This window comes from Pelagerythrobacter marensis, assembly GCF_001028625.1.
GTDB lineage: Bacteria > Pseudomonadota > Alphaproteobacteria > Sphingomonadales > Sphingomonadaceae > Pelagerythrobacter > Pelagerythrobacter marensis.
In genome coordinates this window covers 1,280,349-1,299,060 of sequence record NZ_CP011805.1, presented here as the reverse complement: position 1 = coordinate 1,299,060, position 18,712 = coordinate 1,280,349, and the positions used below count along the sequence as shown (strand labels likewise).

At 64.6% G+C, this 18,712-nt stretch carries 20 protein-coding genes; 7 read left to right on the top strand and 13 right to left on the bottom strand.

Annotated features, from left to right (window positions below; genetic code table 11):
- Positions 1-23: 23 nt before the first annotated feature.
- From AM2010_RS06240 to fmt, 4 genes are all read right to left on the bottom strand, one after another.
- Positions 24-1,136, bottom strand: coding sequence for a zinc-binding dehydrogenase (locus AM2010_RS06240; protein WP_047806332.1), 1,113 nt, complete (start codon positions 1,134-1,136; stop codon positions 24-26).
- Positions 1,137-1,217: 81 nt separating this feature from the next.
- Positions 1,218-1,967, bottom strand: a complete 750-nt coding sequence (truA, locus tag AM2010_RS06235) for a tRNA pseudouridine(38-40) synthase TruA (RefSeq protein WP_047806331.1) — start codon at positions 1,965-1,967, stop codon at positions 1,218-1,220.
- Positions 1,964-3,031 carry an alpha/beta fold hydrolase gene (locus tag AM2010_RS06230; RefSeq protein ID WP_082132814.1) on the bottom strand — a complete coding sequence of 356 codons (1,068 nt, stop codon included), beginning with the start codon at positions 3,029-3,031 and terminating at the stop codon, positions 1,964-1,966. The genes truA and AM2010_RS06230 overlap by 4 nt, the downstream gene beginning before the upstream one ends.
- Before the next feature lie 31 nt (positions 3,032-3,062).
- On the bottom strand, positions 3,063-3,968 hold the full coding sequence (gene fmt, locus AM2010_RS06225; protein WP_047806330.1) for a methionyl-tRNA formyltransferase: 906 nt from the start codon (positions 3,966-3,968) through the stop codon (positions 3,063-3,065).
- Between the two features lie 52 nt (positions 3,969-4,020).
- Here fmt and recR point away from each other — a divergent pair, with 52 nt between their 5' ends.
- From recR to AM2010_RS13725, 4 genes are all read left to right on the top strand, one after another.
- Positions 4,021-4,617 (top strand): recombination mediator RecR, encoded by a 597-nt coding sequence (gene recR, locus AM2010_RS06220; protein WP_047806329.1) that lies wholly within the window; start codon positions 4,021-4,023, stop codon positions 4,615-4,617.
- 117 nt (positions 4,618-4,734) lie between these two features.
- Positions 4,735-5,301 carry a peptide deformylase gene (locus tag AM2010_RS06215; RefSeq protein ID WP_047806328.1) on the top strand — a complete coding sequence of 189 codons (567 nt, stop codon included), beginning with the start codon at positions 4,735-4,737 and terminating at the stop codon, positions 5,299-5,301.
- Positions 5,302-5,372: 71 nt separating this feature from the next.
- Positions 5,373-6,782: a DNA recombination protein RmuC gene (locus tag AM2010_RS06210; protein ID WP_047806327.1), complete on the top strand. Its 1,410-nt coding sequence runs from the start codon at positions 5,373-5,375 to the stop codon at positions 6,780-6,782.
- Positions 6,772-7,518 (top strand): hypothetical protein, encoded by a 747-nt coding sequence (locus tag AM2010_RS13725; RefSeq protein WP_053043971.1) that lies wholly within the window; start codon positions 6,772-6,774, stop codon positions 7,516-7,518. Before AM2010_RS06210 ends, AM2010_RS13725 begins: the two co-directional genes overlap by 11 nt.
- Positions 7,519-7,547: 29 nt before the next feature.
- Here the strand turns inward: AM2010_RS13725 and AM2010_RS06200 are convergent, their stop codons facing one another.
- From AM2010_RS06200 to AM2010_RS06165, 8 genes are all read right to left on the bottom strand, one after another.
- Positions 7,548-7,952, bottom strand: a complete 405-nt coding sequence (locus tag AM2010_RS06200; RefSeq protein WP_053043969.1) for an META domain-containing protein — start codon at positions 7,950-7,952, stop codon at positions 7,548-7,550.
- Between the two features lie 68 nt (positions 7,953-8,020).
- On the bottom strand, positions 8,021-8,833 hold the full coding sequence (locus AM2010_RS06195) for a TrmH family RNA methyltransferase (protein WP_047806326.1): 813 nt from the start codon (positions 8,831-8,833) through the stop codon (positions 8,021-8,023).
- The gene (locus AM2010_RS06190; RefSeq protein WP_047806325.1) at positions 8,833-9,105 is read right to left on the bottom strand and encodes an HPr family phosphocarrier protein; all 273 of its coding nucleotides are present in this window, start codon (positions 9,103-9,105) and stop codon (positions 8,833-8,835) included. Before AM2010_RS06190 ends, AM2010_RS06195 begins: the two co-directional genes overlap by 1 nt.
- Positions 9,105-9,518: a PTS sugar transporter subunit IIA gene (locus AM2010_RS06185; RefSeq protein ID WP_047806324.1), complete on the bottom strand. Its 414-nt coding sequence runs from the start codon at positions 9,516-9,518 to the stop codon at positions 9,105-9,107. Before AM2010_RS06185 ends, AM2010_RS06190 begins: the two co-directional genes overlap by 1 nt.
- Positions 9,519-9,582: 64 nt before the next feature.
- Positions 9,583-10,494: an RNase adapter RapZ gene (rapZ, locus tag AM2010_RS06180; protein WP_047806323.1), complete on the bottom strand. Its 912-nt coding sequence runs from the start codon at positions 10,492-10,494 to the stop codon at positions 9,583-9,585.
- Positions 10,495-10,534: 40 nt separating this feature from the next.
- Positions 10,535-10,978, bottom strand: coding sequence for an HPr kinase/phosphorylase (locus AM2010_RS06175; RefSeq protein ID WP_082132813.1), 444 nt, complete (start codon positions 10,976-10,978; stop codon positions 10,535-10,537).
- Positions 10,975-12,552 carry a sensor histidine kinase gene (locus tag AM2010_RS06170; protein ID WP_047806321.1) on the bottom strand — a complete coding sequence of 526 codons (1,578 nt, stop codon included), beginning with the start codon at positions 12,550-12,552 and terminating at the stop codon, positions 10,975-10,977. Before AM2010_RS06170 ends, AM2010_RS06175 begins: the two co-directional genes overlap by 4 nt.
- Positions 12,545-13,291 (bottom strand): response regulator transcription factor, encoded by a 747-nt coding sequence (locus AM2010_RS06165; protein WP_047806320.1) that lies wholly within the window; start codon positions 13,289-13,291, stop codon positions 12,545-12,547. The genes AM2010_RS06170 and AM2010_RS06165 overlap by 8 nt, the downstream gene beginning before the upstream one ends.
- 208 nt (positions 13,292-13,499) lie before the next feature.
- Between AM2010_RS06165 and AM2010_RS06160 the strand changes: the two genes are divergently transcribed.
- The gene (locus AM2010_RS06160) at positions 13,500-15,098 is read left to right on the top strand and encodes a phosphoenolpyruvate carboxykinase (RefSeq protein WP_047807754.1); all 1,599 of its coding nucleotides are present in this window, start codon (positions 13,500-13,502) and stop codon (positions 15,096-15,098) included.
- Between the two features lie 129 nt (positions 15,099-15,227).
- Complete coding sequence (locus AM2010_RS06155; protein ID WP_047806319.1) at positions 15,228-15,548, top strand: hypothetical protein; 321 nt, start codon at positions 15,228-15,230, stop codon at positions 15,546-15,548.
- Positions 15,549-15,581: 33 nt separating this feature from the next.
- Here AM2010_RS06155 and AM2010_RS06150 read toward each other — a convergent pair whose 3' ends face one another.
- Positions 15,582-17,888 (bottom strand): ATP-dependent helicase, encoded by a 2,307-nt coding sequence (locus AM2010_RS06150; protein WP_047806318.1) that lies wholly within the window; start codon positions 17,886-17,888, stop codon positions 15,582-15,584.
- A gap of 109 nt (positions 17,889-17,997) precedes the next feature.
- Between AM2010_RS06150 and AM2010_RS14165 the strand changes: the two genes are divergently transcribed.
- A complete protein-coding gene (locus AM2010_RS14165) occupies positions 17,998-18,588 on the top strand; it encodes a hypothetical protein (protein ID WP_047806317.1) in 591 nt (196 codons plus the stop codon).
- Positions 18,589-18,712 lie beyond the last annotated feature (124 nt).

Sequence of the window (18,712 nt, the reverse complement as noted above, 5' to 3'; positions counted from 1 at the left end):
GGGCGGGGAAAGGCTGCCGTGTTTTAGCCCTGCGGCGTGACGAGATATTTCTCGCCGGTCTTCATCTGGCGATAGTCGAGGATCGCGTCCCTGGTCAGCATCCCTTCCAGATCGACCTTGGTCTTGTATTTACTGGCGAAAGTGGTGCTGAGGTTGTCGAGCACCCGCTTGCGCATCCGCATTACGGTTTCCATCCCTGCATTCTGCAGGAACGGCGTCAGCAGCCAGCCCGACAGGGTCCAGCCGAACCCGTAGCTGGGCGTCAGCGTGGTCGGCCCGAAGTCGAGACGCCCGTAGATGAACATGCGCTTCTGCTGGTTCGAACCGTAGCGCGAATATTCGGTCATCTTGCCGACCGCGACCTGTTCCATCGCCTTGAAGCAGGTATCGACCATCTTGCCGCCGCCGATCGGATCGAAGCCGTAGAAGGCGTCGGTATCGTCGATCGCCGCCTTGAGCTGGCTCAGGAAGTCGTCGTCCGACGAGTTCACGACATGCGTCGCGCCCTGGTCTTTGAGCAGTTTCGCCTGCTCGTCCTTGCGGACGATGTTGACGAGGCCCATGCCGTCTTCGAGGCAGATACGGTTGAGCATCTGGCCGAGGTTCGACGCACCGACGGTGTGCAGGATCGCCTTCTGGCCATCCATCCTGGCGTTTTCGACAAAGCCGAGCGCGGTCATCGGATTGACGAAGCTCGACGCGCCGGCCTCGGCGCTGTGATCGCCCAGCGGCAGGCACATCGCAGCATCGGCGATCGCGTACTCGCTGTAGGCGGTGCCGGGCACGCAAGCGACCCGCTGGCCCATCAGCGCCTTGGCCATGTCGCTGTCGCCGGTGGCGACGACGGTGCCGGCACCCTCATTGCCTGCGGGCAGGCGCTGGCCATGGCGGGCTTTCTGCCCCGAGTTGAACGGCTCGGGCATCTTGGCGACGACCTTGCCGGGCGAATAGTCGGCATTCTCGAAATCGGCCGCGCCCGTCAGGATCGCGAGGTCAGAGGGGTTGATCGGCGCGGCTTCCATCCTGACCAGCACCTGGTTGCCGGTGGGATCGGGAAACTCGCTCTGCGCGATTTCGACGGTCAGCGTACCGTCGCTTTCAAGAGTGGTGAAAAGCTGCTTGCCGGTGGTGGTCATCTGCATTCTCCCAGTTCGATTCCGGATCGATTGCGCCTATCGCTAGGCCGGCCCGTCGCGCTTGGCTAGGGTGACGTTAGGTCAACTCTCGCCGGGATAAGTCGCCTTCACGAAGTACAGGCCGTGGGGCGGCGCGTTGAAGCCCAGTTCCTGCCGGTCGCGGGCTGCCAGCGCGCTGGCGACCTGCCCGACCGGCCAGCGGCCCATGCCCACCAGCGCAAGGCAGCCGACCATCGAGCGGACCTGATGGTGGAGGAAGCTTCGCGCCTCCGCTGCGATCAGAACCTCGTCGCCCGCGCGGCGCACGGCCAGGCGGTCGAGTGTCTTGACCGGGCTGGCGGCCTGGCAGTGGGCGGAGCGGAAGGTCGTGAAGTCGTGCCGCCCGACCAGCGCCTGCGCCGCCCGATGCATGGCCTCGGCATCGAGCGGCTGTGGCACCTGCCAGGCGCGGTTCCGCTCCAGCGTCAGCGGCGCCCGCCGGTTGACGATCCTGTATTCGTAAGCCCGCCCGGTGCACGAAAAGCGCGCGTGCCATTCGTCCGGCACAATCTGGCAGCCAGTTACCGCGATCGGATCGGGGCGAAGCAGGGCGTTCAGCGCCTCCATCAGCCGGAACGGTTCGAACGGCTTTTCGATATCGACGTGGCTGCGCATGGCCAGTGCGTGGACGCCGGTATCGGTCCGCCCCGCCGAATGAAGCGTTACCTCTTCGCCCGTCACCGCCCGGATCGCGCGCTCGACCGATTCCTGCACGCTGGGCCCGTGCGGTTGGCGCTGCAGGCCCATGAACGGCGTGCCGTCGAATTCGAGGGTGAGGGCGAAGCGGGTCATATCCCGGTGGCGGCGCGGTTCTCGCCCCGGGCCAGCGCCTGGAGCAGGCGCGGCTCGAACACGTCGGGTGCCTCGACTTGCGGCGAATGGCCCAGATCGTCGAACGTCACCAGCGTCGCTGCGGGAAAACGCGGCGCGGCGGACATGGCGAGGGCCGGGATCGCCTCCAGCCGCTGCTGCACCGCCTGCGGGGCCTGCCCCTTGCCGAAGGTGGTGGTGTCGCGCATCCCGATCATCAAGGTTACCGGCATGGCGATGCGTTCGATGTGCTGCGAGATCGGCTGGGTCAGGATCATCTCGCTGGTCTTGGCCTGGGCATGGGCCACGGCGTCGCCGCTGGCATATTGCCCGGCCAGCATTCGCACCCACCGGTCGTAACGCGGCTGCCAGTTGCCGTGATAGTAAGTGTCGAGCTGATAGCGGCGGATCGCCTCGTAATCTTTCGCCCGCTCCTGCTCGATCAATTGCGACAGGGGCACGTAGGGCACGCCTTCGGCCATGCGGTCGGTCAGGCCGAGGGGGTTGATCAGCACGAGCTGTCGCGTCGCTTCCGGATAGGCGTGGGCGAAATGCATCGCCAGCATCCCGCCGGTCGAATGGCCGACGATCGCGGCCTGCGCGATCCCCTGCCGCTCCATCAGCTTGCGCGTGAACGATGCCAGCATGGCGAAGGTATATTGCGCCTCGCGCGGCTTGGACGACTTGCAGAAGCCTACCTGGTCGGGGATCAGCACGCGATAGCCGGCCTCCCGCAGCGCCTGGGCCGTGTCGTGCCAGGTCGCGCCGCAGAAGTTCTTGCCGTGCAGCAGGACCACGCTGCGCCCGTTGGGCCTTTCGGGGGTGAGGTCCATGAAGGCCATCTGTCCGCTGCTTTCGCCCACTTCGACCGGCATGGTCTCGACCGGCCAGGGGTAGACGAAGTGTTCGAGGTCCACGCCGTAGCGTTCGACCGCCGGGCCCGGCTCGGCCGGGTCAGGTTCGGCAGCAGCGGCTGCGCCCGTTGGGGCGAGGTCGAGCGCAAGCGCGGCGAACAGAATGAAATGGGCGATCGGCGTCCTCGTCATCGGTAGCTCCCGCGGTCGTGCAGAGTGCAGGTCATTCCACCATCATTCCTGTCGGCACTGCCCGGCCGCGCAGGAAAGCCGCCACTTCCATCGCCGGCTTGCCCGCGCGCTGGATGCGTGTCGGACGCAGCGCGGCATAGCCGCAGGCGATGGCGAGATCGTCATCCAGCACCACCCCCGGCGTCCCCTCTTGCGCGACGACGTCGGCGGCGAGGATCTTGATCCGCTCCCCACCCAGGGTGAACCATGACCCGGGAAACGGGGCGAAGGCGCGCACCTGGCGCTCGATCGCTTCGGCATCGTGCGACCAGTCGATCCGCGCCTCCGCCTTGTCGATCTTCGGCGCGTGGGACGCCATTGCATCGTCCTGCGGAACGGGCTGCAGGGCAGGCAGGTCGATCAGTGTGCCGACCATCAGTTGCGCGCCGATTTCCGCCAGTTCTTCGGTCAGTTCGCCAGCGGTCTTGTCTTCCACAGGAGTGCGGGCGGTGGCGAGCATGGGGCCGGTGTCGAGCCCGGCCTCCATCTGCATGATGGTGACCCCGGTGACCGAATCGCCCGCCAGGATCGCGCGCTGGATCGGCGCGGCGCCGCGCCATTTCGGCAGCAGGCTGGCGTGGATGTTCAGGCAGCCATAAGTCGGGATGTCGAGCACGGCCTGGGGCAGGATCAATCCATATGCGGCAACCACCGCTAGGTCCGGCTTAAGCTGCGCGAATTCCGCCTGCACCTCGTCCGATCGCAGCGAGACCGGGGAACGCACCGGAATGTCGAGTATCTCCGCCTCGCGCTGAACCGGCGAGGGCTGGAGCTTCTTGCCCCGTCCGGCCGGGCGCGGCGGCTGGCTATAGACGCCGACAAGCGTGTGCCCGGCCGCGTGCAGCGCCTTCAGCGCCGGCACTGCGAAATCGGGCGTTCCCATAAAGACGATGCGCATAAGCGGGTCTGCCACCTTTCGTTGCGGACGCGCAGCCCCTATCTCCCGGCTCATGGCATCGCAAGAGATCGAGAACCTGGCATCGGCGCTCGCGCGGCTGCCCGGGCTCGGCCCGCGGTCGGCGCGGCGTGCGGTGCTGTGGCTGGTCAAGCGGCGCGAAACCGCGCTGGAGCAATTGCTCGTCGCCATCGGCGAGGTGAAGGACAAGCTCGTCGAATGCCCGGTGTGCGGCAATATCGATACCCGCGCACCCTGCGGCATCTGCGCCGATCACCGGCGCGACGCGCGCTCCATCTGCGTGGTGGAGGACGTGTCCGATCTCTGGGCGCTCGACCGGGCGAAGCTGTTCACGGGCAAATACCACGTGCTCGGCGGGCGGCTGTCGGCGCTCGACGGCGTGCGGCCGGAGGATCTGACGATCGGCACCCTGTTGGAGCGTGTGCGCGAAGGCGGGGTGGACGAAATCGTCCTGGCGATGAACGCCACGCTCGAAGGGCAGACGACGGCCCATTACATTGCCGAGCGGCTGGAGGACCTGCCCGTACGGGTGACCCAGCTGGCCCATGGCCTGCCCGTGGGTGGGGAACTGGACTATCTCGACGAAGGCACGCTGGCGCAGGCCCTTCGCGCGCGCCGCCCGGTGGGATAGCCTGAGCCCCCGCGGAGGCGGGGGGCTCGGGCCGCCGGCGCTCCGCAAATGCCTGAGGTCCCCGCCTCCGCGGGGACTCTACTTGTCGTTTGCGCCGAGGCGCACTATTTCCCCGCCATGGCTATTCGTGAAATCCTGGAAGTGCCGGATCCCCGGCTCAAGGTCGTGTCCGAACCGGTGACCGAGTTCGACGACGAGTTGAAAACGCTTGTCGATGACATGTTCGAAACGATGTACGACGCGCCGGGTATCGGGCTCGCGGCGATCCAGGTGGGCGTGCCCAAGCGCGTGCTGGTGATCGATCTGCAGCCGGAAGATCCCGATGCGGAGCCGGAAGTCTGCGATCATGGCGGGCACCAGCACACGCATCAGCCGACGATTCGGGAGCCGCGCGTCTTCATCAATCCCGAAATTCTCGATCCGGCGGAAGACCTGGCGACGTATCAGGAAGGGTGCCTCTCGGTTCCCGAAATCTACGCCGATGTCGATCGCCCGGCGGCCTGCCGCGTGCGCTGGCAGGACCTGGAAGGCAATGTCCACGAGGAAGCGATGGAAGGGCTGATGGCCACCTGCATCCAGCACGAGATGGACCACCTCGAAGGCATCCTGTTTATCGACCATCTCAGCCGGTTGAAGCGGCAGATGGCTCTCAAGAAGCTGCAGAAGCTGCGCCACGCGGCGTGACCTTGCCGCCGATGGCGGAAAACTTGCAAAGCCATCTGGCGTTCCGCTTCCGTTCCGCCTAGCGTGACGGCATGGATTCCGCGCTTTTCATTCTCGTCGTACTTGTTGCAGGGCTTGCTCTGGGCGCCCTGGCCGGGTGGTTTGCAGGGTCGCGTCCGATTGCCGAGTGGCAGGCCCGGCATGGGGAGCGCGATGCCGAGGCGAAGCGGCTGGCGGACAGGATCGCGGCGATGACGCCCGAACTCGCCACGATGAGCGAGCGCGCCGCCCGCGCCGACGCTCTGGCAGAACATTTGGACAGGGCGAGGGAAGAGAACGCGGCGTTCCGGGCCGAGCGAGCCGGGTTCGAGGAACAGAAGCGGCTGCTCGAAGAATCGCGCGACAGACTGCTCAAGGAATTCGAGAATACCGGCGCCAAGGTGCTGGGCGCGGCGCAGGAGCGTTTTCTCGCCAGCGCGACCGAGCGCTTCGGCCATTCGGAGAAAGCGAACAAGCAAGCGATCGCCAGCCTGCTCCAGCCAGTGGGCGAGCGGTTGAAGAAGTACGAGGAACAGGTCGCCGCGCTGGAGGAAAAGCGCACCGATGCCTTTTCCCGTCTCCACCAGCAGATCGCCGAAATGCAGCGCGGGCAGGACGAAGTTCGGCGCGAGGCGCAGCGGCTGGGCAATTCGCTGACCAATGCGCCCAAGGCTCGTGGCCGATGGGGCGAGCGGGCCTTGCAGAACGTGCTCGAACAATGCGGCCTTAGCGAGCACACGGATTTCAATCTCGAACATTCGCTCGACACCGAGGAAGGGCGGTTGCGGCCCGATGCGATCGTGAACGTGCCGGGGCAGAAGAAGCTGGTGATCGATGCCAAGGTCTCGCTCAATGCCTATCAGGCCGCGTTCGAGGCGGACGACGATGACGAGCGCCGGCGGCATCTCGATCTCCATGCCAAATCGATGCGGGGGCACGTGCAGACGCTCGGCGCCAAGGGCTATCAGAGCCAGTTCGACGAAGCGCCCGATTATGTGGTCATGTTCGTGCCGGGCGAACACTTCGTCGCTGCGGCGCTGGAGCATGATCCCGAATTGTGGGACTTTGCGTTTCGTAACAAGGTCTTGCTGGCGACGCCGACCAATCTGGTGGCCATTGCGCGTACCGTCGCTCAAGTCTGGCGGCAGGATACGATCGCGCGCGAAGCGGTGGAAATCGGCAAGGCAGGGGCGGAGCTGTATGACCGGCTCGCCATTGCGGCCGAGCACATGAAGCGGGTCGGCGGTGGATTGGAAACCGCAGTCAACAACTACAACAAGTTCGTCGGCAGCTTCGAACGCAACGTCCTGTCCGCCGGTCGCCGTCTCAAGGACAAGGGAATTGAGATCGGCAAGCGCGAGATCGACGAAGTTCCTCTGGTGGAAAGCGCCCCGCGCTATACCGGCGACGATGTGGAGGGGCAGGGCCCGGCCTCACGCGCGCTTGACAAGGATGGCGACTGACGCAGAAAAGCCGGCGATGCGCGCTGCCCCGATCTGTTCCGCCCTGTTATTCGTCTTTGCCCTGGCCGGGTGCAGCGAAGGCCGCGCGCCTTCGGAACAACTGCGCGACGCAACCGAACGGCTTGTGGAGGAGGCGGCGGGAGAAACGATGCTGGAAGGTGCCGCCGGCCCCTACGCCCCGCGCGACGAGTGTGCGGGCCTTCCCGGCGCGGCGGCCTTCCGCCGTGAACTGAGCGGGGCGGTCGAAGCGCGCGATGCCGATGCCTTGCTGAAACTTGCCGCGCCGGATGTGAAGCTCGATTTCGGCGGTGGCTTCGGCGCCGAAGAATTGCGGCGCAGGCTGGATACGCCGGACGCTGCGTTGTGGCAGGAACTGGCCGCTCTGCTGCCTCTGGGCTGTGCAGCCGAAGGTCAGGCGAGCATGACCATCCCGTGGTATTTCGCGCAGCCGATTGACGAAGTCGATCCCATGACGGGGATGATGGTGACCGGCAGGAATGTACCCGTTCGGGTAACGGCCGCCGCGGACGCCGAACCGGTGCACGAGGTTTCCTGGAACGTGGTGGAACTCGTTGGCGGATATGTCCCCAATGCGCCGTTTCAGCATGTCGCGACGGTCGATGGAACACGCGGCTATATCGCGACGGATCGCCTGCGCAGCCTGATCGATTATCGCCTCATCGCCTCGAGCCGCGACGGGAAATGGAGCATTACCAGCCTGGTGGCGGGCGACTAACCGGAACGGAGAGGATCGCGCCGCCGCCGTCAGGGCTGCGGTTCGACCGGTTCCAGCTGAGCCTCGTGCCCGCTCGATTGCAGGACCAGCGTCCGATCCCGCCACTCAATCGTCGGCGCGGCGACGAGCAGCGCCGATATCGCCTGCTCCTGTTCCCACACGGTCCCTTCGCAGAACATTTCTGTACCGACGAGAGGGCCTGCGATCAGACGTTCTTCCTCGACCCGCCATTCGCCCGCAATGGCGTTGCATCCGACGTTCGCGGCCACCCGGTCGCCGTCGAAGACCAGCGTGGCCCTGTCGGGAACCGCAGGCGTATCCCCATCGATGGAAACGAAGCGCCATTCGCCCTGCGCCAGCCGCTCCGGAATCTCGGCACGGGGAACGCAGGCAGTACCAATCAGGGCGAGCAGCAGAGCGGAGGCGATTCTCATGCTGGCGGCTTTGGCCGGGTGATGCTGAGTGCTCGCTGAATGATCGGCAGAGCGGGAAGCAGCAGGGGCTATTTGTCGAAGGTGGCCAGAACTTCGTATGCGAGAACGGCCCCGGCCACTGCGGCGTTCAGGCTGTCCGCCCGCCCGCGCATCGGCATCGTCACACGCAGATCGCAGGCCGCTTCGTACTCTTCGGGCAGGCCGCGCGATTCGTTGCCGACAAGGATGAAGCAGGGGGCGGTGTAAGGGGCATCGCGATAGCGCACGGCATCGCGCAGGCTCGCCGCGACCAATTGGCCCGATCCGCTGCGGAGCCAAGGCAGAAATTCATCCCATGTTGCCTGCGCGATCTTCTGGGTGAATACCGCCCCCATGCTCGCGCGGACGGCTTCGACGCCGAAGGGATCGGCGCAATCGTCGATCAATATCAGGCCGCCGGCACCCACCGCATCGCCGGTGCGCAGCATCGTGCCCAGATTGCCCGGATCGCGCAGCGCCTGCGCCACCAGCCAGATCGGCGCACTGCCGCGATCGAGCGCCGCAAGCGAAGTGTCGAATTCAGCGAAGACTCCGGCAATGGCCTGCGGGTTATCCTTGCCCGTAATCTTGGCGAGGATATCGGGCGTGGTTTCGACGATCGTTCCCCCCGCATCCTCCACCGCGCGTTCGAGCAGGTCGGTCAGAGGATGCGGATCGCGCCGCTCGGACATGACCAGCATCTCCGGCACGCGGCCCGATTCGCGGGCGTCGGTCAGCAGGCGCAGCCCTTCGGCCAGGAAACGCCCTTCGCGGCGGCGATGCTTCTTGTCGCGCAGCGAGCGGAGGAATTTGACCGTGGGGTTGGAAAAGCCGGTGATCAGCCGGCGGGGCGGGGCAGGCATCAATCCTCGCCGAAACCGTTGCGGACCACCTCGCAAAGTTCATCGAGAACTTGCGGCGCGTTGTCGCCGGACACGATCACTTCGATCGTGTCGCCCTTGGCCGCGCCGAGCATCATCAGGCCCAGGATGGATCCGCCTGCCGCCTCGTGCCCGCCCTTGGCCACGCTGACGTTGGTTCCGGGGGGCAATTGGCTGACGACGTTGACGAATTTTGCGCTCGCGCGGGCATGGAGCCCCCGGGTGTTGACGATTTTCACCTCGCGCCGTTCCATCACGAAACGCCGCTGTGCCGACCCAGCAGCTCGGAGGCTACGGTGATATATGTCTGTCCTGCTTCCCGCGCAGCGCGGACCGCTTCGGCCGCGCTGGCTTTCTTGCGCACGCCGGCGAGGCGAATCAGCATCGGAAGGTTGATACCCGCAATCACTTCCACCCGGCCGGCTTCCAATAGGGAAATTGCCAGGTTCGACGGGGTCCCGCCGAACAGATCGGTGAGAATCACGACTCCCTTGCCGCAATCGACTCGCTTGATCTCGCCCGCAATATCCTTGCGGCGCTGTTCCATGTCGTCGTTGGGGCCGATGCAGACGGTGGCGATCGCATCCTGCGGGCCGACAACATGCTCCATCGCATGAACGAACTCATCGGCCAGACGGCCGTGGGTAACCAGAATCACGCCGATCATATGCGAAGGCTTCGTCCGGAATGGGGGGTGGGAAATATGCGAACCATGGCCAACAGGCAGAGACTCATTGCGGACCTTCGATTTCGTCGGCCGCGCGTGATCCAAGATTGCGATGGATGACCGTGGGCGAAAAACCCGCCTGGCGCAAGGCCTGAGCGAATCGCTGGGCTGCATAGACCGAACGATGTCGCCCGCCGGTGCACCCGAACGCGACGTTGACATAGCTCTTCCCCTGCGCCTCGTAACGGGGGAGCAGGGTCAGTACGAGATCGCGAATTTGCCCGAATACCGGGGCAAAACTGTCATCGCGTTCGATATGTTCGCCCACTGCGGCGTCCAGCCCGGTCTGTTCGCGCAAGGCGGGGATCCAGTGGGGGTTGTCCAGAAAACGCATGTCGAACACCAGATCGGCCAGCGGCGGGGTCCCGCGCGCAAATCCGAAGCTGGACACGATCACCGCCATTTCCTGCGGAGCGGTATCGACGAACTGGGCACGCACTGCCTGTTGCAGATCGTTGCTGGAAAAGCTGGACGTGTCGACCACTGCATCGGCCCACCGGCGCAAGGGTTCCAGCAGTTCGCGTTCTGCCTGGATTCCGATGCGCACCGGGCGATCGACGGCCATTGGGTGCCGCCGGCGCGTTTCGTTGTAACGCCGTTCCAGCTCGCTGCTGTTGCAGTCCAGGAACAGCGTGGTGACGGTAAGATCGGGGCGCTTGGCGATGTCCTTCACTTTGCCGATAATGTCGTGCGGCACGAACCCCCGCGTGCGCGAATCGAACCCGATGGCGAGCGGGGGGTGGGGCGCATCGGGATTGGGTGGGCCGATCAGGCGACCGAGCAGGCGGATGGGGAAGTTGTCTATCGCCTCCCATCCCAGGTCTTCGAGAACTCTCAGCGCAGTGGTCTTGCCCGCGCCCGAAAGCCCGGTGACAAGCAGAATGCGCTGGCGATCAGGGGGCGAATCGTCGGCCATGGATGCAGGGTGTGCTCGCTATCGTTCCGAATGGGAAGGGTCAGCCAGCCTTCGTTTCAGGAAGGGGCAGCCCATAAGTGCGAAGCGCGATTTCCGCGCGGAATGCGGTCGGCTGCATCGCGGGATCGAAGGCCAGCGACGGGATCTCGGCGCCTGCGATATCGGCGATCTGTGCCCGTTCGATGTAACGCGGTGCCTGCGGGTCCAGTACCAGGCGCAAGGCCACCGGTGCATCCATCACGGGAAAATCGACGAGCCCCAGGTTGCGCGCTTCCAGCAGGCCCCGGGTTTGTATCGGTGGCATGGCCCAGAGCGAACCCGATCGTTCCTCTAGAAGAATGCCGTCATCCCCGACCAGCACGGCTCCGCGATCGATCAGCGCGAGTGCGAGACTGCTCTTTCCCGCCCCGGGCGGCCCTTCGATCATCAGCCCGCGTCCGGCGACTGCCACGCATGTGGACTGGCGCGTCAGCGGCGCGTTCAAGATACCCTCGCGGCTGGCAGGCTGAGGACCAGGCACGCACCTTCGCGGCCATCGGGCCGGTCTTGCGCCTGGAGTGTCCCGTCATGCGCTTCCGCCACCGTGCGCGCTATCGCCAGGCCGAGCCCGCTGTGATTGCCGAATGCCTCGGCATCGGGCCGGACCGAATGGAACCGCTGGAACACCTTTTCCCGCGTATCTTCGGGTATGCCAGGCCCTTCGTCGCAGATGGTCAGGATGATCCGGCCTTCGTCGTCGCGCGTGACGGCAACGTCGATCATGCCGCCCGGCGGCGAAAAGGATACGGCATTGTCGAGCAGGTTCTCGATCACGCGCTCAAGACGCAGGGGTACGCCCATCACCGGGGCTCCACCATCATGGCGGAGAAGCCGAATCTGCCGGCCATCGTTTTCCGCACGGTTCTCTCGCGCGTCGATAATGGCCGCTGCCAGATCGCCCAGGTCCAGCGGTTCGAAGGTCGCGCGCGAGATTTCGGCATCGACCCTGCTGGCGTCCGAAATTTCCGTTACCAGACGATCTATCCGCCGGATGTCGTGTTCGGCGATGGCGGTGAGCTGCGATCGCAATTCCGGGTCTTCGACTTTGGCGATCGATTCGACTGCGCTGCGTAGCGACGCCAGCGGGTTCTTGATTTCGTGCGCGACATCGGCAGCGAAGTGCTCGACTGCGTCGATCCGGTGCCGCAGCGCGCTGGTCATATCGGATACCGCCCGGGCCAGCGCCCCGATTTCGTCGCGCCGCTGCGGCATTCGCGGAACTTCGATTGCGCGTTCGCGGCCGAGTCGAACGCGCATGGCGGCCCGCGCCAGCGACTGAAGCGGGCGCACGATGGTGCGGGCGAGATAGAGCGACAGGAAAATCGAACCGAGCAACGCGATCATCACCGCCATGCCCAGCGTCGAGCGTGCCTGGCGGACTTTCTCGGTAATATCGAGCGCGTTGCGGGTCGTCAGCAGGGTTGCGCCGTTGAGGCCGACGGGCACTGCGGCGTTGATCACGGGTGAGCCATCGGGCGCATCGCGCAACTGAATCTGCGAGACGCCTTCTTCCCGCGCCCGGGCAAGCTCGGGCCAGGAATCGGCCACCGGCTCTTCCGGTTCGATATAGTCCGGGATCGGGTCCGCGCCCACGATCGTGTCGACCGCACGATCGAGCCAGCGAGCGAATTCCACCGACATCGGATCGTTGCCGAGATCGTCGAACTCGAACGCAGGGCCATCGAGTGCAAAGCTGTCGGCCCAAAGCAGCCCCTCGGCATCGAACATGCGCAGGCGCATCTTCTGTTCCTTGCCGATCTGGATCAGCAGCGCTTCCTGCCGCTGGCGCGATGCACCGGCCAGCGCCTCTGCCGTGATCTGCGCTTCGATCCGCGCCAGCTTGTACCGTTCGGAAAGGAGCTGCTTGCGATACGTGTCGAGATAGAAGATTCCGCCGCCGAGCAGCGCCAGCGGCAGGAGGTTGACCGCAAGGATGCGCGTGGTGAGCGAAAGGCGCCGCGACCAGCTCAACCGGTCCAGGCGCTCGTCGATCCGGTCGCGAAGGCCAGCGTCAGCCATCGCTGAAGCTGTAACCTGCGCCATAGAGCGTTTCGATCGCGGCGAAGCTCGGGTCGATGGCGCGGAATTTGCGGCGCATGCGCTTGATATGGCTATCCACCGTCCGGTCGTCGACAAACACGTCGTCGGGATAGGCCGCATCCATCAGCGCGTTGCGGGATTTGATGACCCCCGGGCGGGCAGCCAGCGCTTCCAGCAGCAGGAATTCGGTCACCGTCAGCGACACCGGCCTGTCGCCCCAGGTCACGTTGTGACGGGCCGGGTCCATCGTCAGCCGGCCCCGTATCAACGGTTCGCTGGCGTTCTCCTGATCCTGAGCCGGGCGATCGTCCTTCTCCTGCCGCAATTCGGTGCGCCGCAGAAGCGCCCGGATACGGGCAAGCAGCAGGCGCAGGCTGAACGGTTTGGCGATGTAATCGTCTGCGCCCAGTTCCAGCCCTGCCTCTTCGTCCTGCTCGTCATCCTTGCTGGTCAGGAAGATCACCGGCAGGCTCGAATGGCGGCGCAGGCGGTTGAGCAGTTCCATGCCGTCCATTCGAGGCATCTTGATGTCGAACACTGCGAGATCGGGCGGGCTTTCGAGGAGAGCCTTCAGCGCCGTTTCCCCGTCGGAATAGAGGCGGGTGGCGTAGCCTTCCGCCTGCAGGGCGATGGATACGGTCGTCAGGATGTTGCGATCGTCGTCGACCAGCGCGATGACCGGTTCCCCGTCCGCCTGCGAACGCTCTGCCTCAGCCATCTCGCCTCCGTGATCAGGGTGTAAACTGGCAACGAGGCGACGGTTAGACGCTTCCTGCGGTCGAGACAACGCAGACCGCGACGGGAGGTGTTTGACGCGGGCGCGGCGCGCGATTATGCGCTTGCAGACATTCCGTGCATTCGTATGCGAACGACTCGCCGGCGCTGCCCCGTTTCGGGCGGCAGCCAGGCGCGATCAGGAGATTGAAGTGAGCATCCCGCTGTCCTACCCGCTTTCCGCCCAGAACATCGATACAAAGGCGACCGTACACGCCAATCTGTCCTCGGCCGAACTGACCGAACATGCGCTGAAAAACGGCGAGGGACGCCGGGCCAAGCATGGCCCGCTGGTGGTCGAAACCGGCAAGCACACCGGGCGCAGCGCGAAGGACAAGTTCATCGTCCGCGATGCCGAGACCGAAAATACGGTCTGGTGGGACAACAACGCCTCCATGACCAGCGAGCATTTTGCCGCGCTCAAGGAAGATTTTCTCGCGGCCGTGGGGGAGCGGGACACGCTCTACGTTGCGGACCTGTTTGGCGGCTCGCAGCCGGAATATCGGGCGAATGTGCGCGTCATCAACGAGCTGGCCTGGCACAACCAGTTCATCCGCACCCTGCTGGTCCGGCCGACGGCGGCGGAGCTGGAGGGTTTCGTACCCGAATACACGATCATCGATCTGCCGAGTTTCCGCGCCGACCCCGAACGCCACGGCTGTCGCAGCGAAACCGTCATCGCCGTCAACCTGAGCGAGAAGCTGATCCTGATCGGCGGCACCAAATATGCCGGTGAAATGAAGAAGAGCGTTTTCGGCATCCTCAACTATCTGCTGCCGGCCAAGGGCGTGATGCCGATGCATTGCAGCGCCAATATCGGCCCCGATGGCAAGAGCGCGGTGTTCTTCGGCCTTTCGGGCACCGGCAAGACCACGCTTTCCGCCGATGCCAGCCGTACGCTGATCGGCGATGACGAGCATGGCTGGTCGGATACCGCAGTGTTCAACTTCGAAGGCGGGTGTTATGCCAAGATGATCCGCCTCAACCCGGAAGCCGAGCCGGAAATCTACGCGACCACGAAGATGGAGGGTACGGTCCTCGAAAACGTGGTGATGGACGAGAACGGCGAGATCGATCTCGACGACAATACCCTGGCGGAGAATACGCGCGGAGCCTACCCGCTCAGCTCGATCCCCAACACGTCGGACGAAAACCTCGGGCCGCCACCCTCGAACGTCATCATGCTGACGGCCGACGCCTTCGGCGTTCTGCCTCCGATCGCGCGGTTGACGCCGGAACAGGCGATGTACCACTTCCTGTCGGGCTACACCGCGAAAGTCGCCGGGACGGAGATCGGCGTGACGGAGCCGGAAGCGACGTTCAGTACCTGCTTCGGCGCGCCTTTCATGCCGCGTCACCCCAGCGTTTACGGCAATCTTCTGAAGAAGCGGATTGCCGAGGGCGGCGTTCAGTGCTGGCTGGTCAATACCGGCTGGACCGGCGGCAAATACGGTGTCGGTCAGCGTATGCCGATCAAGGCGACTCGCGCGCTGCTCAATGCCGCGCTCGACGGGACGCTTGCCAACGCGGAATTCCGCCGCGATCCCAACTTCGGTTTCGACGTTCCTGTCAGCGTGCCGGGGGTCGATGACGGAATACTCAATCCCCGCTCGACATGGGCGGACAAGGACGAATACGATCGTACGGCGGGCAAGCTGGTGCAGTTGTTCATCGACAACTTCGCCCCCTTTGCCGACCACGTCGACCAGGGCGTGCGCGATGCGGCCCCGGCCACGCCGGTCGCTGCCTGAGCGCACTTTCAACGCTTTCACAGTTGGAGAGGAGAGCCCCCGCCCGGGAAACCGGAGCGGGGGCCTTTCGTTTCGGGACGGACAGACTACAATCCGTTCCCGAACGGAATCACCTGTAGGAGAACGACGATGGCACTTTTCGATCAGCTTCTCGGCGCGGCGCAGAACCATCCCACGGTCAAGAACATGGCCGACAAGCTCGGCATCGATGCGAGCCAGGCGGAACGTGCCATTGCCGCCCTGGGCGAAGCGCATCACGAAGACGGCGATACCGTCGGCCTTGCCGCGCAGAAAACCGGGCTCGATTCGGGCATACTGCAACAGGTGGTCGAACAGATCGGCGGCGAAGGCTCGCTGGCGCGCTTTACCCAGATCCTCGATCAGGATGGCGACGGAAATCCGTTCGACGATATCGCCGGATTCGCCAGCAGCCTGTTCGGGAAGAAGTAGGCGGCGCGATCGGCAGGCGAACGCCCGCGCTGGCTATGCGAGGGTAACGAAGCTGTCGATCACCCGCTTGGGGCCGGCCTGCTCGAATTCGATTTCCAGCCGGTTGCCTTCCTGATCGGTCACGATGCCGTAGCCGAACTTGTCGTGAAACACCCGCTGGCCGACAGCCACGTCGGTGCGGGGTTTCGCGGCGAAACTGGCTGCGCTGCGCGTTGTCTCGCGCAATCGTTTGGGGCTGGCGTCGTAGCCGGTCGACAGGGCCCGTTGCCAGCCGGGGCCGCGCGTACCCGCCCGTTCGGGCCGGTTCGTGGCGAGATGGGCAAATGGGTCTTCATGCTCGCTCATACCCGCGCGCCATAAGGATGCACCGCCGGTCAGGGTGGTTTCTTCGTCGATATGGTCGGCGGGAAGCTCGCCCACGAAACGACTGGGGATGCTGCTGGTCCACTGGCCATAGATCCGCCGATTGGCCGCATGCAGGATCGTGCAGCGCCGCCGGGCGCGCGTGATCGCGACATAGGCCAGGCGCCGTTCCTCCTCCAGACTCGCCAGCCCGCCTTCGTCCAGCGCACGTTGCGAGGGGAAAACGCCTTCTTCCCAGCCAGGCAGGAAGACGTTGTCGAACTCCAGCCCCTTGGCGGCATGGATGGTCATGATGGTGACCTTCTCGCTGTCGTCGCCAGCCTCGTTGTCCATCACCAGGCTGACGTGTTCGAGGAAGTCGCCAAGCGTTTCGTATTCTTCCATCGCGCGGGCGAGTTCGGACAGGTTTTCAAGCCGGCCCGACGCTTCCCCCGTCTTTTCCGCCTGGAGCATCGTGTTGTAGCCGGTTTCCTCCAGCACGGTCCGCAGCAGTTCTGCCGGGGTCACTTTCTCGGCCTGTTCGCGCCAGCTCAGGAACTGGCGCATCAGACTGCCGATGGCGTTGGCTGCGCGCGCGGGCAATTCGTCGCTATCCGCCAGTTGCAGGGTGGCTGCTGCCAGGGGCAGACCCGTACGGCGCGCGTGCTGATGCATTTTTTCCAGCGTCTTGGCACCTAGGCCGCGTTTGGGCTGGTTGTATATCCGTTCGAAGGCGAGATCGTCCTGCGGCTGCGCGATCACGCGCAGATAGGCGAGCGCATCGCGAATTTCGGCCCGTTCGTAGAACCGAAAGCCGCCAACGATGCGGTAATTGAGACCGATCTGGATGAAGCGGTCTTCAAACTCGCGTGTCTGGTACTGGGCCCGCACCAGGATGGCGATCCGATCGAGCGGCGCGCCTTCGCGCTCCAGCCGCTCGATATCCTCGCCCACCCGGCGCGCCTCTTCCGGCGCGTCCCACACGCCGATCACGCGCACTTTGTCGCCGCCGTCCGCTTCGGTCCACAGGCTCTTGCCCAGCCGTTGGCTGTTGGCGTCGATCAGGCCGGATGCGGCGGCAAGGATGTGCGGAGTAGAACGGTAATTCTGTTCCAGACGGACGACATGCGCGCCGGGAAAATCCTTCTCGAACCGCAGGATATTGGCCACTTCGGCCCCGCGCCATGAATAGATCGACTGATCGTCGTCCCCCACGACGCAGATGTTCTTGCGTTCCTGCGCCAGCAGGCGGAGCCAGAGGTACTGGACCTGGTTGGTATCCTGATATTCGTCCACCAAGATGTATTTGAACCGCTGCTGATAGTGCGCCAGCACGTCCCGCTCGCGGCGGAACACGTTGAGCATGTGAAGCAACAGGTCCCCGAAATCGCAGGCGTTAAGGGCCTTCAGCCGATCCTGGTAAAGCCGGTAGAACTGCTGCCCGCGCCCGTTGGCGTAGGCTTCGTTTTCGACGGCATCGAGATCTTCGGGATTGAGCCCCCGATTCTTCCACCTGTCGATCAGCCCGGCGAGCTGGCGCGCGGGCCAGCGCTTCTCGTCCACATCGTTGTCCGCGATCAGTTGCTTGAGCAGGCGCAACTGGTCGTCGGTGTCGATAATCGTGTAGTTCGATTGCAGGCCGACCAGTTCGGCATGCCGGCGCAGCATCTTGGCACCGATCGAATGGAACGTGCCCAGCCACGGCATTCCTTCGACCGTTTCGCCCAGATGGTGCGTCACCCGTTCACGCATCTCGCGCGCAGCCTTGTTGGTGAAGGTGACGCACAGGATTTCGCTAGGCCAGGCGCGCCGTGTCGCGACGAGGTGTGCAAGGCGTGCGGTAAGCGCGGCGGTCTTGCCGGTACCCGCACCAGCCAGCATCAGGACAGGGCCTTCGGTGGTCAGAACGGCTTCGCGCTGCGGCGCGTTAAGTCGCGCTGCATAAAGGGGAATTTCGCCATCCGCGGCGACGTTTGAAGCAGGTTCGAGAGGGGGCATGATCGTGTGAACAACTAGAGAACGAAGCCTGTTCACGCAAGGGGGAGGGCCCGGAACCCAAAACGATCTGCGACGTAGGGGAGCGGTAAGCACAGCAGGAGAATGCCCGATGCGAATGACGATCTTGACGGGTGTCGCCGCGCTCGCGCTGGCCGTGCCGGTCGCCGCGCAGCAAACCACCGCCGAAGCTCACGCGGAAGCAAGCCATGCGATGAACGCTACGCAGCAAACGTCGTATGATGCCTGGCCGGCGGATCGGCAGGCGGCATACGATGGCTGGCCTGCGGATATTCAGGGCTACTTCTGGAGCCTGTCGCCCCAGCAGCAGCGCGGATGGTGGGCATTGACCGACGAACAGCGTGTGCAGATCCATGCGATGACCCCCGATCAGCGCAATGTCGCCTGGTCGCAGATCGCGGCTCAGTTGTCGGGGGCTGGGAGTGCCACGCCCACCTCAACCGGTCGCGCATCGACGAGCCCGGCCACCACTGGCAACATGCAGTTCGTGTCGAGCGAGATGGTGCAGAACGCACCTGCGCCCAAGGCCGACTATCCGATTTGTTCGCGGGAGATCCAGGATAGCTGCATCAACCCGCGCGAAGCGGGCAAGAACTACGGCAACGTGCCGCTGGATTATTGGCCAGGCCGGCCCGCGAGCGAAATCGAGGGGCCACTGCCGGCTGAAGAACCTAAAGGCTGACGCCTTCCGAAATGCGACGGCCCGGCGATTTGAGCGGGCATCCCAATGGGCGAATCCGTGTACCGCGGGTTCGCCCATTCATTTTTATTCCCAATAATTTAAGTCCTCAACCTGCGAAGTGATG

What these genes read in the sequence shown, in the direction of transcription:
- AM2010_RS06240 (WP_047806332.1), bottom strand. Translation starts at nt 1,136, where the DNA reads ATGACCACCACCGGCAAGCAGCTTTTCACCACTCTTGAAAGCGACGGT.
- truA (WP_047806331.1), bottom strand. Translation starts at nt 1,967, where the DNA reads ATGACCCGCTTCGCCCTCACCCTCGAATTCGACGGCACGCCGTTCATG.
- AM2010_RS06230 (WP_082132814.1), bottom strand. Translation starts at nt 3,031, where the DNA reads ATGACGAGGACGCCGATCGCCCATTTCATTCTGTTCGCCGCGCTTGCG.
- fmt (WP_047806330.1), bottom strand. Translation starts at nt 3,968, where the DNA reads ATGCGCATCGTCTTTATGGGAACGCCCGATTTCGCAGTGCCGGCGCTG.
- recR (WP_047806329.1), top strand. Translation starts at nt 4,021, where the DNA reads ATGGCATCGCAAGAGATCGAGAACCTGGCATCGGCGCTCGCGCGGCTG.
- AM2010_RS06215 (WP_047806328.1), top strand. Translation starts at nt 4,735, where the DNA reads ATGGCTATTCGTGAAATCCTGGAAGTGCCGGATCCCCGGCTCAAGGTC.
- AM2010_RS06210 (WP_047806327.1), top strand. Translation starts at nt 5,373, where the DNA reads ATGGATTCCGCGCTTTTCATTCTCGTCGTACTTGTTGCAGGGCTTGCT.
- AM2010_RS13725 (WP_053043971.1), top strand. Translation starts at nt 6,772, where the DNA reads ATGGCGACTGACGCAGAAAAGCCGGCGATGCGCGCTGCCCCGATCTGT.
- AM2010_RS06200 (WP_053043969.1), bottom strand. Translation starts at nt 7,952, where the DNA reads ATGAGAATCGCCTCCGCTCTGCTGCTCGCCCTGATTGGTACTGCCTGC.
- AM2010_RS06195 (WP_047806326.1), bottom strand. Translation starts at nt 8,833, where the DNA reads ATGCCTGCCCCGCCCCGCCGGCTGATCACCGGCTTTTCCAACCCCACG.
- AM2010_RS06190 (WP_047806325.1), bottom strand. Translation starts at nt 9,105, where the DNA reads ATGGAACGGCGCGAGGTGAAAATCGTCAACACCCGGGGGCTCCATGCC.
- AM2010_RS06185 (WP_047806324.1), bottom strand. Translation starts at nt 9,518, where the DNA reads ATGATCGGCGTGATTCTGGTTACCCACGGCCGTCTGGCCGATGAGTTC.
- rapZ (WP_047806323.1), bottom strand. Translation starts at nt 10,494, where the DNA reads ATGGCCGACGATTCGCCCCCTGATCGCCAGCGCATTCTGCTTGTCACC.
- AM2010_RS06170 (WP_047806321.1), bottom strand. Translation starts at nt 12,552, where the DNA reads ATGGCTGACGCTGGCCTTCGCGACCGGATCGACGAGCGCCTGGACCGG.
- AM2010_RS06165 (WP_047806320.1), bottom strand. Translation starts at nt 13,291, where the DNA reads ATGGCTGAGGCAGAGCGTTCGCAGGCGGACGGGGAACCGGTCATCGCG.
- AM2010_RS06155 (WP_047806319.1), top strand. Translation starts at nt 15,228, where the DNA reads ATGGCACTTTTCGATCAGCTTCTCGGCGCGGCGCAGAACCATCCCACG.
- AM2010_RS06150 (WP_047806318.1), bottom strand. Translation starts at nt 17,888, where the DNA reads ATGCCCCCTCTCGAACCTGCTTCAAACGTCGCCGCGGATGGCGAAATT.
- AM2010_RS14165 (WP_047806317.1), top strand. Translation starts at nt 17,998, where the DNA reads ATGCGAATGACGATCTTGACGGGTGTCGCCGCGCTCGCGCTGGCCGTG.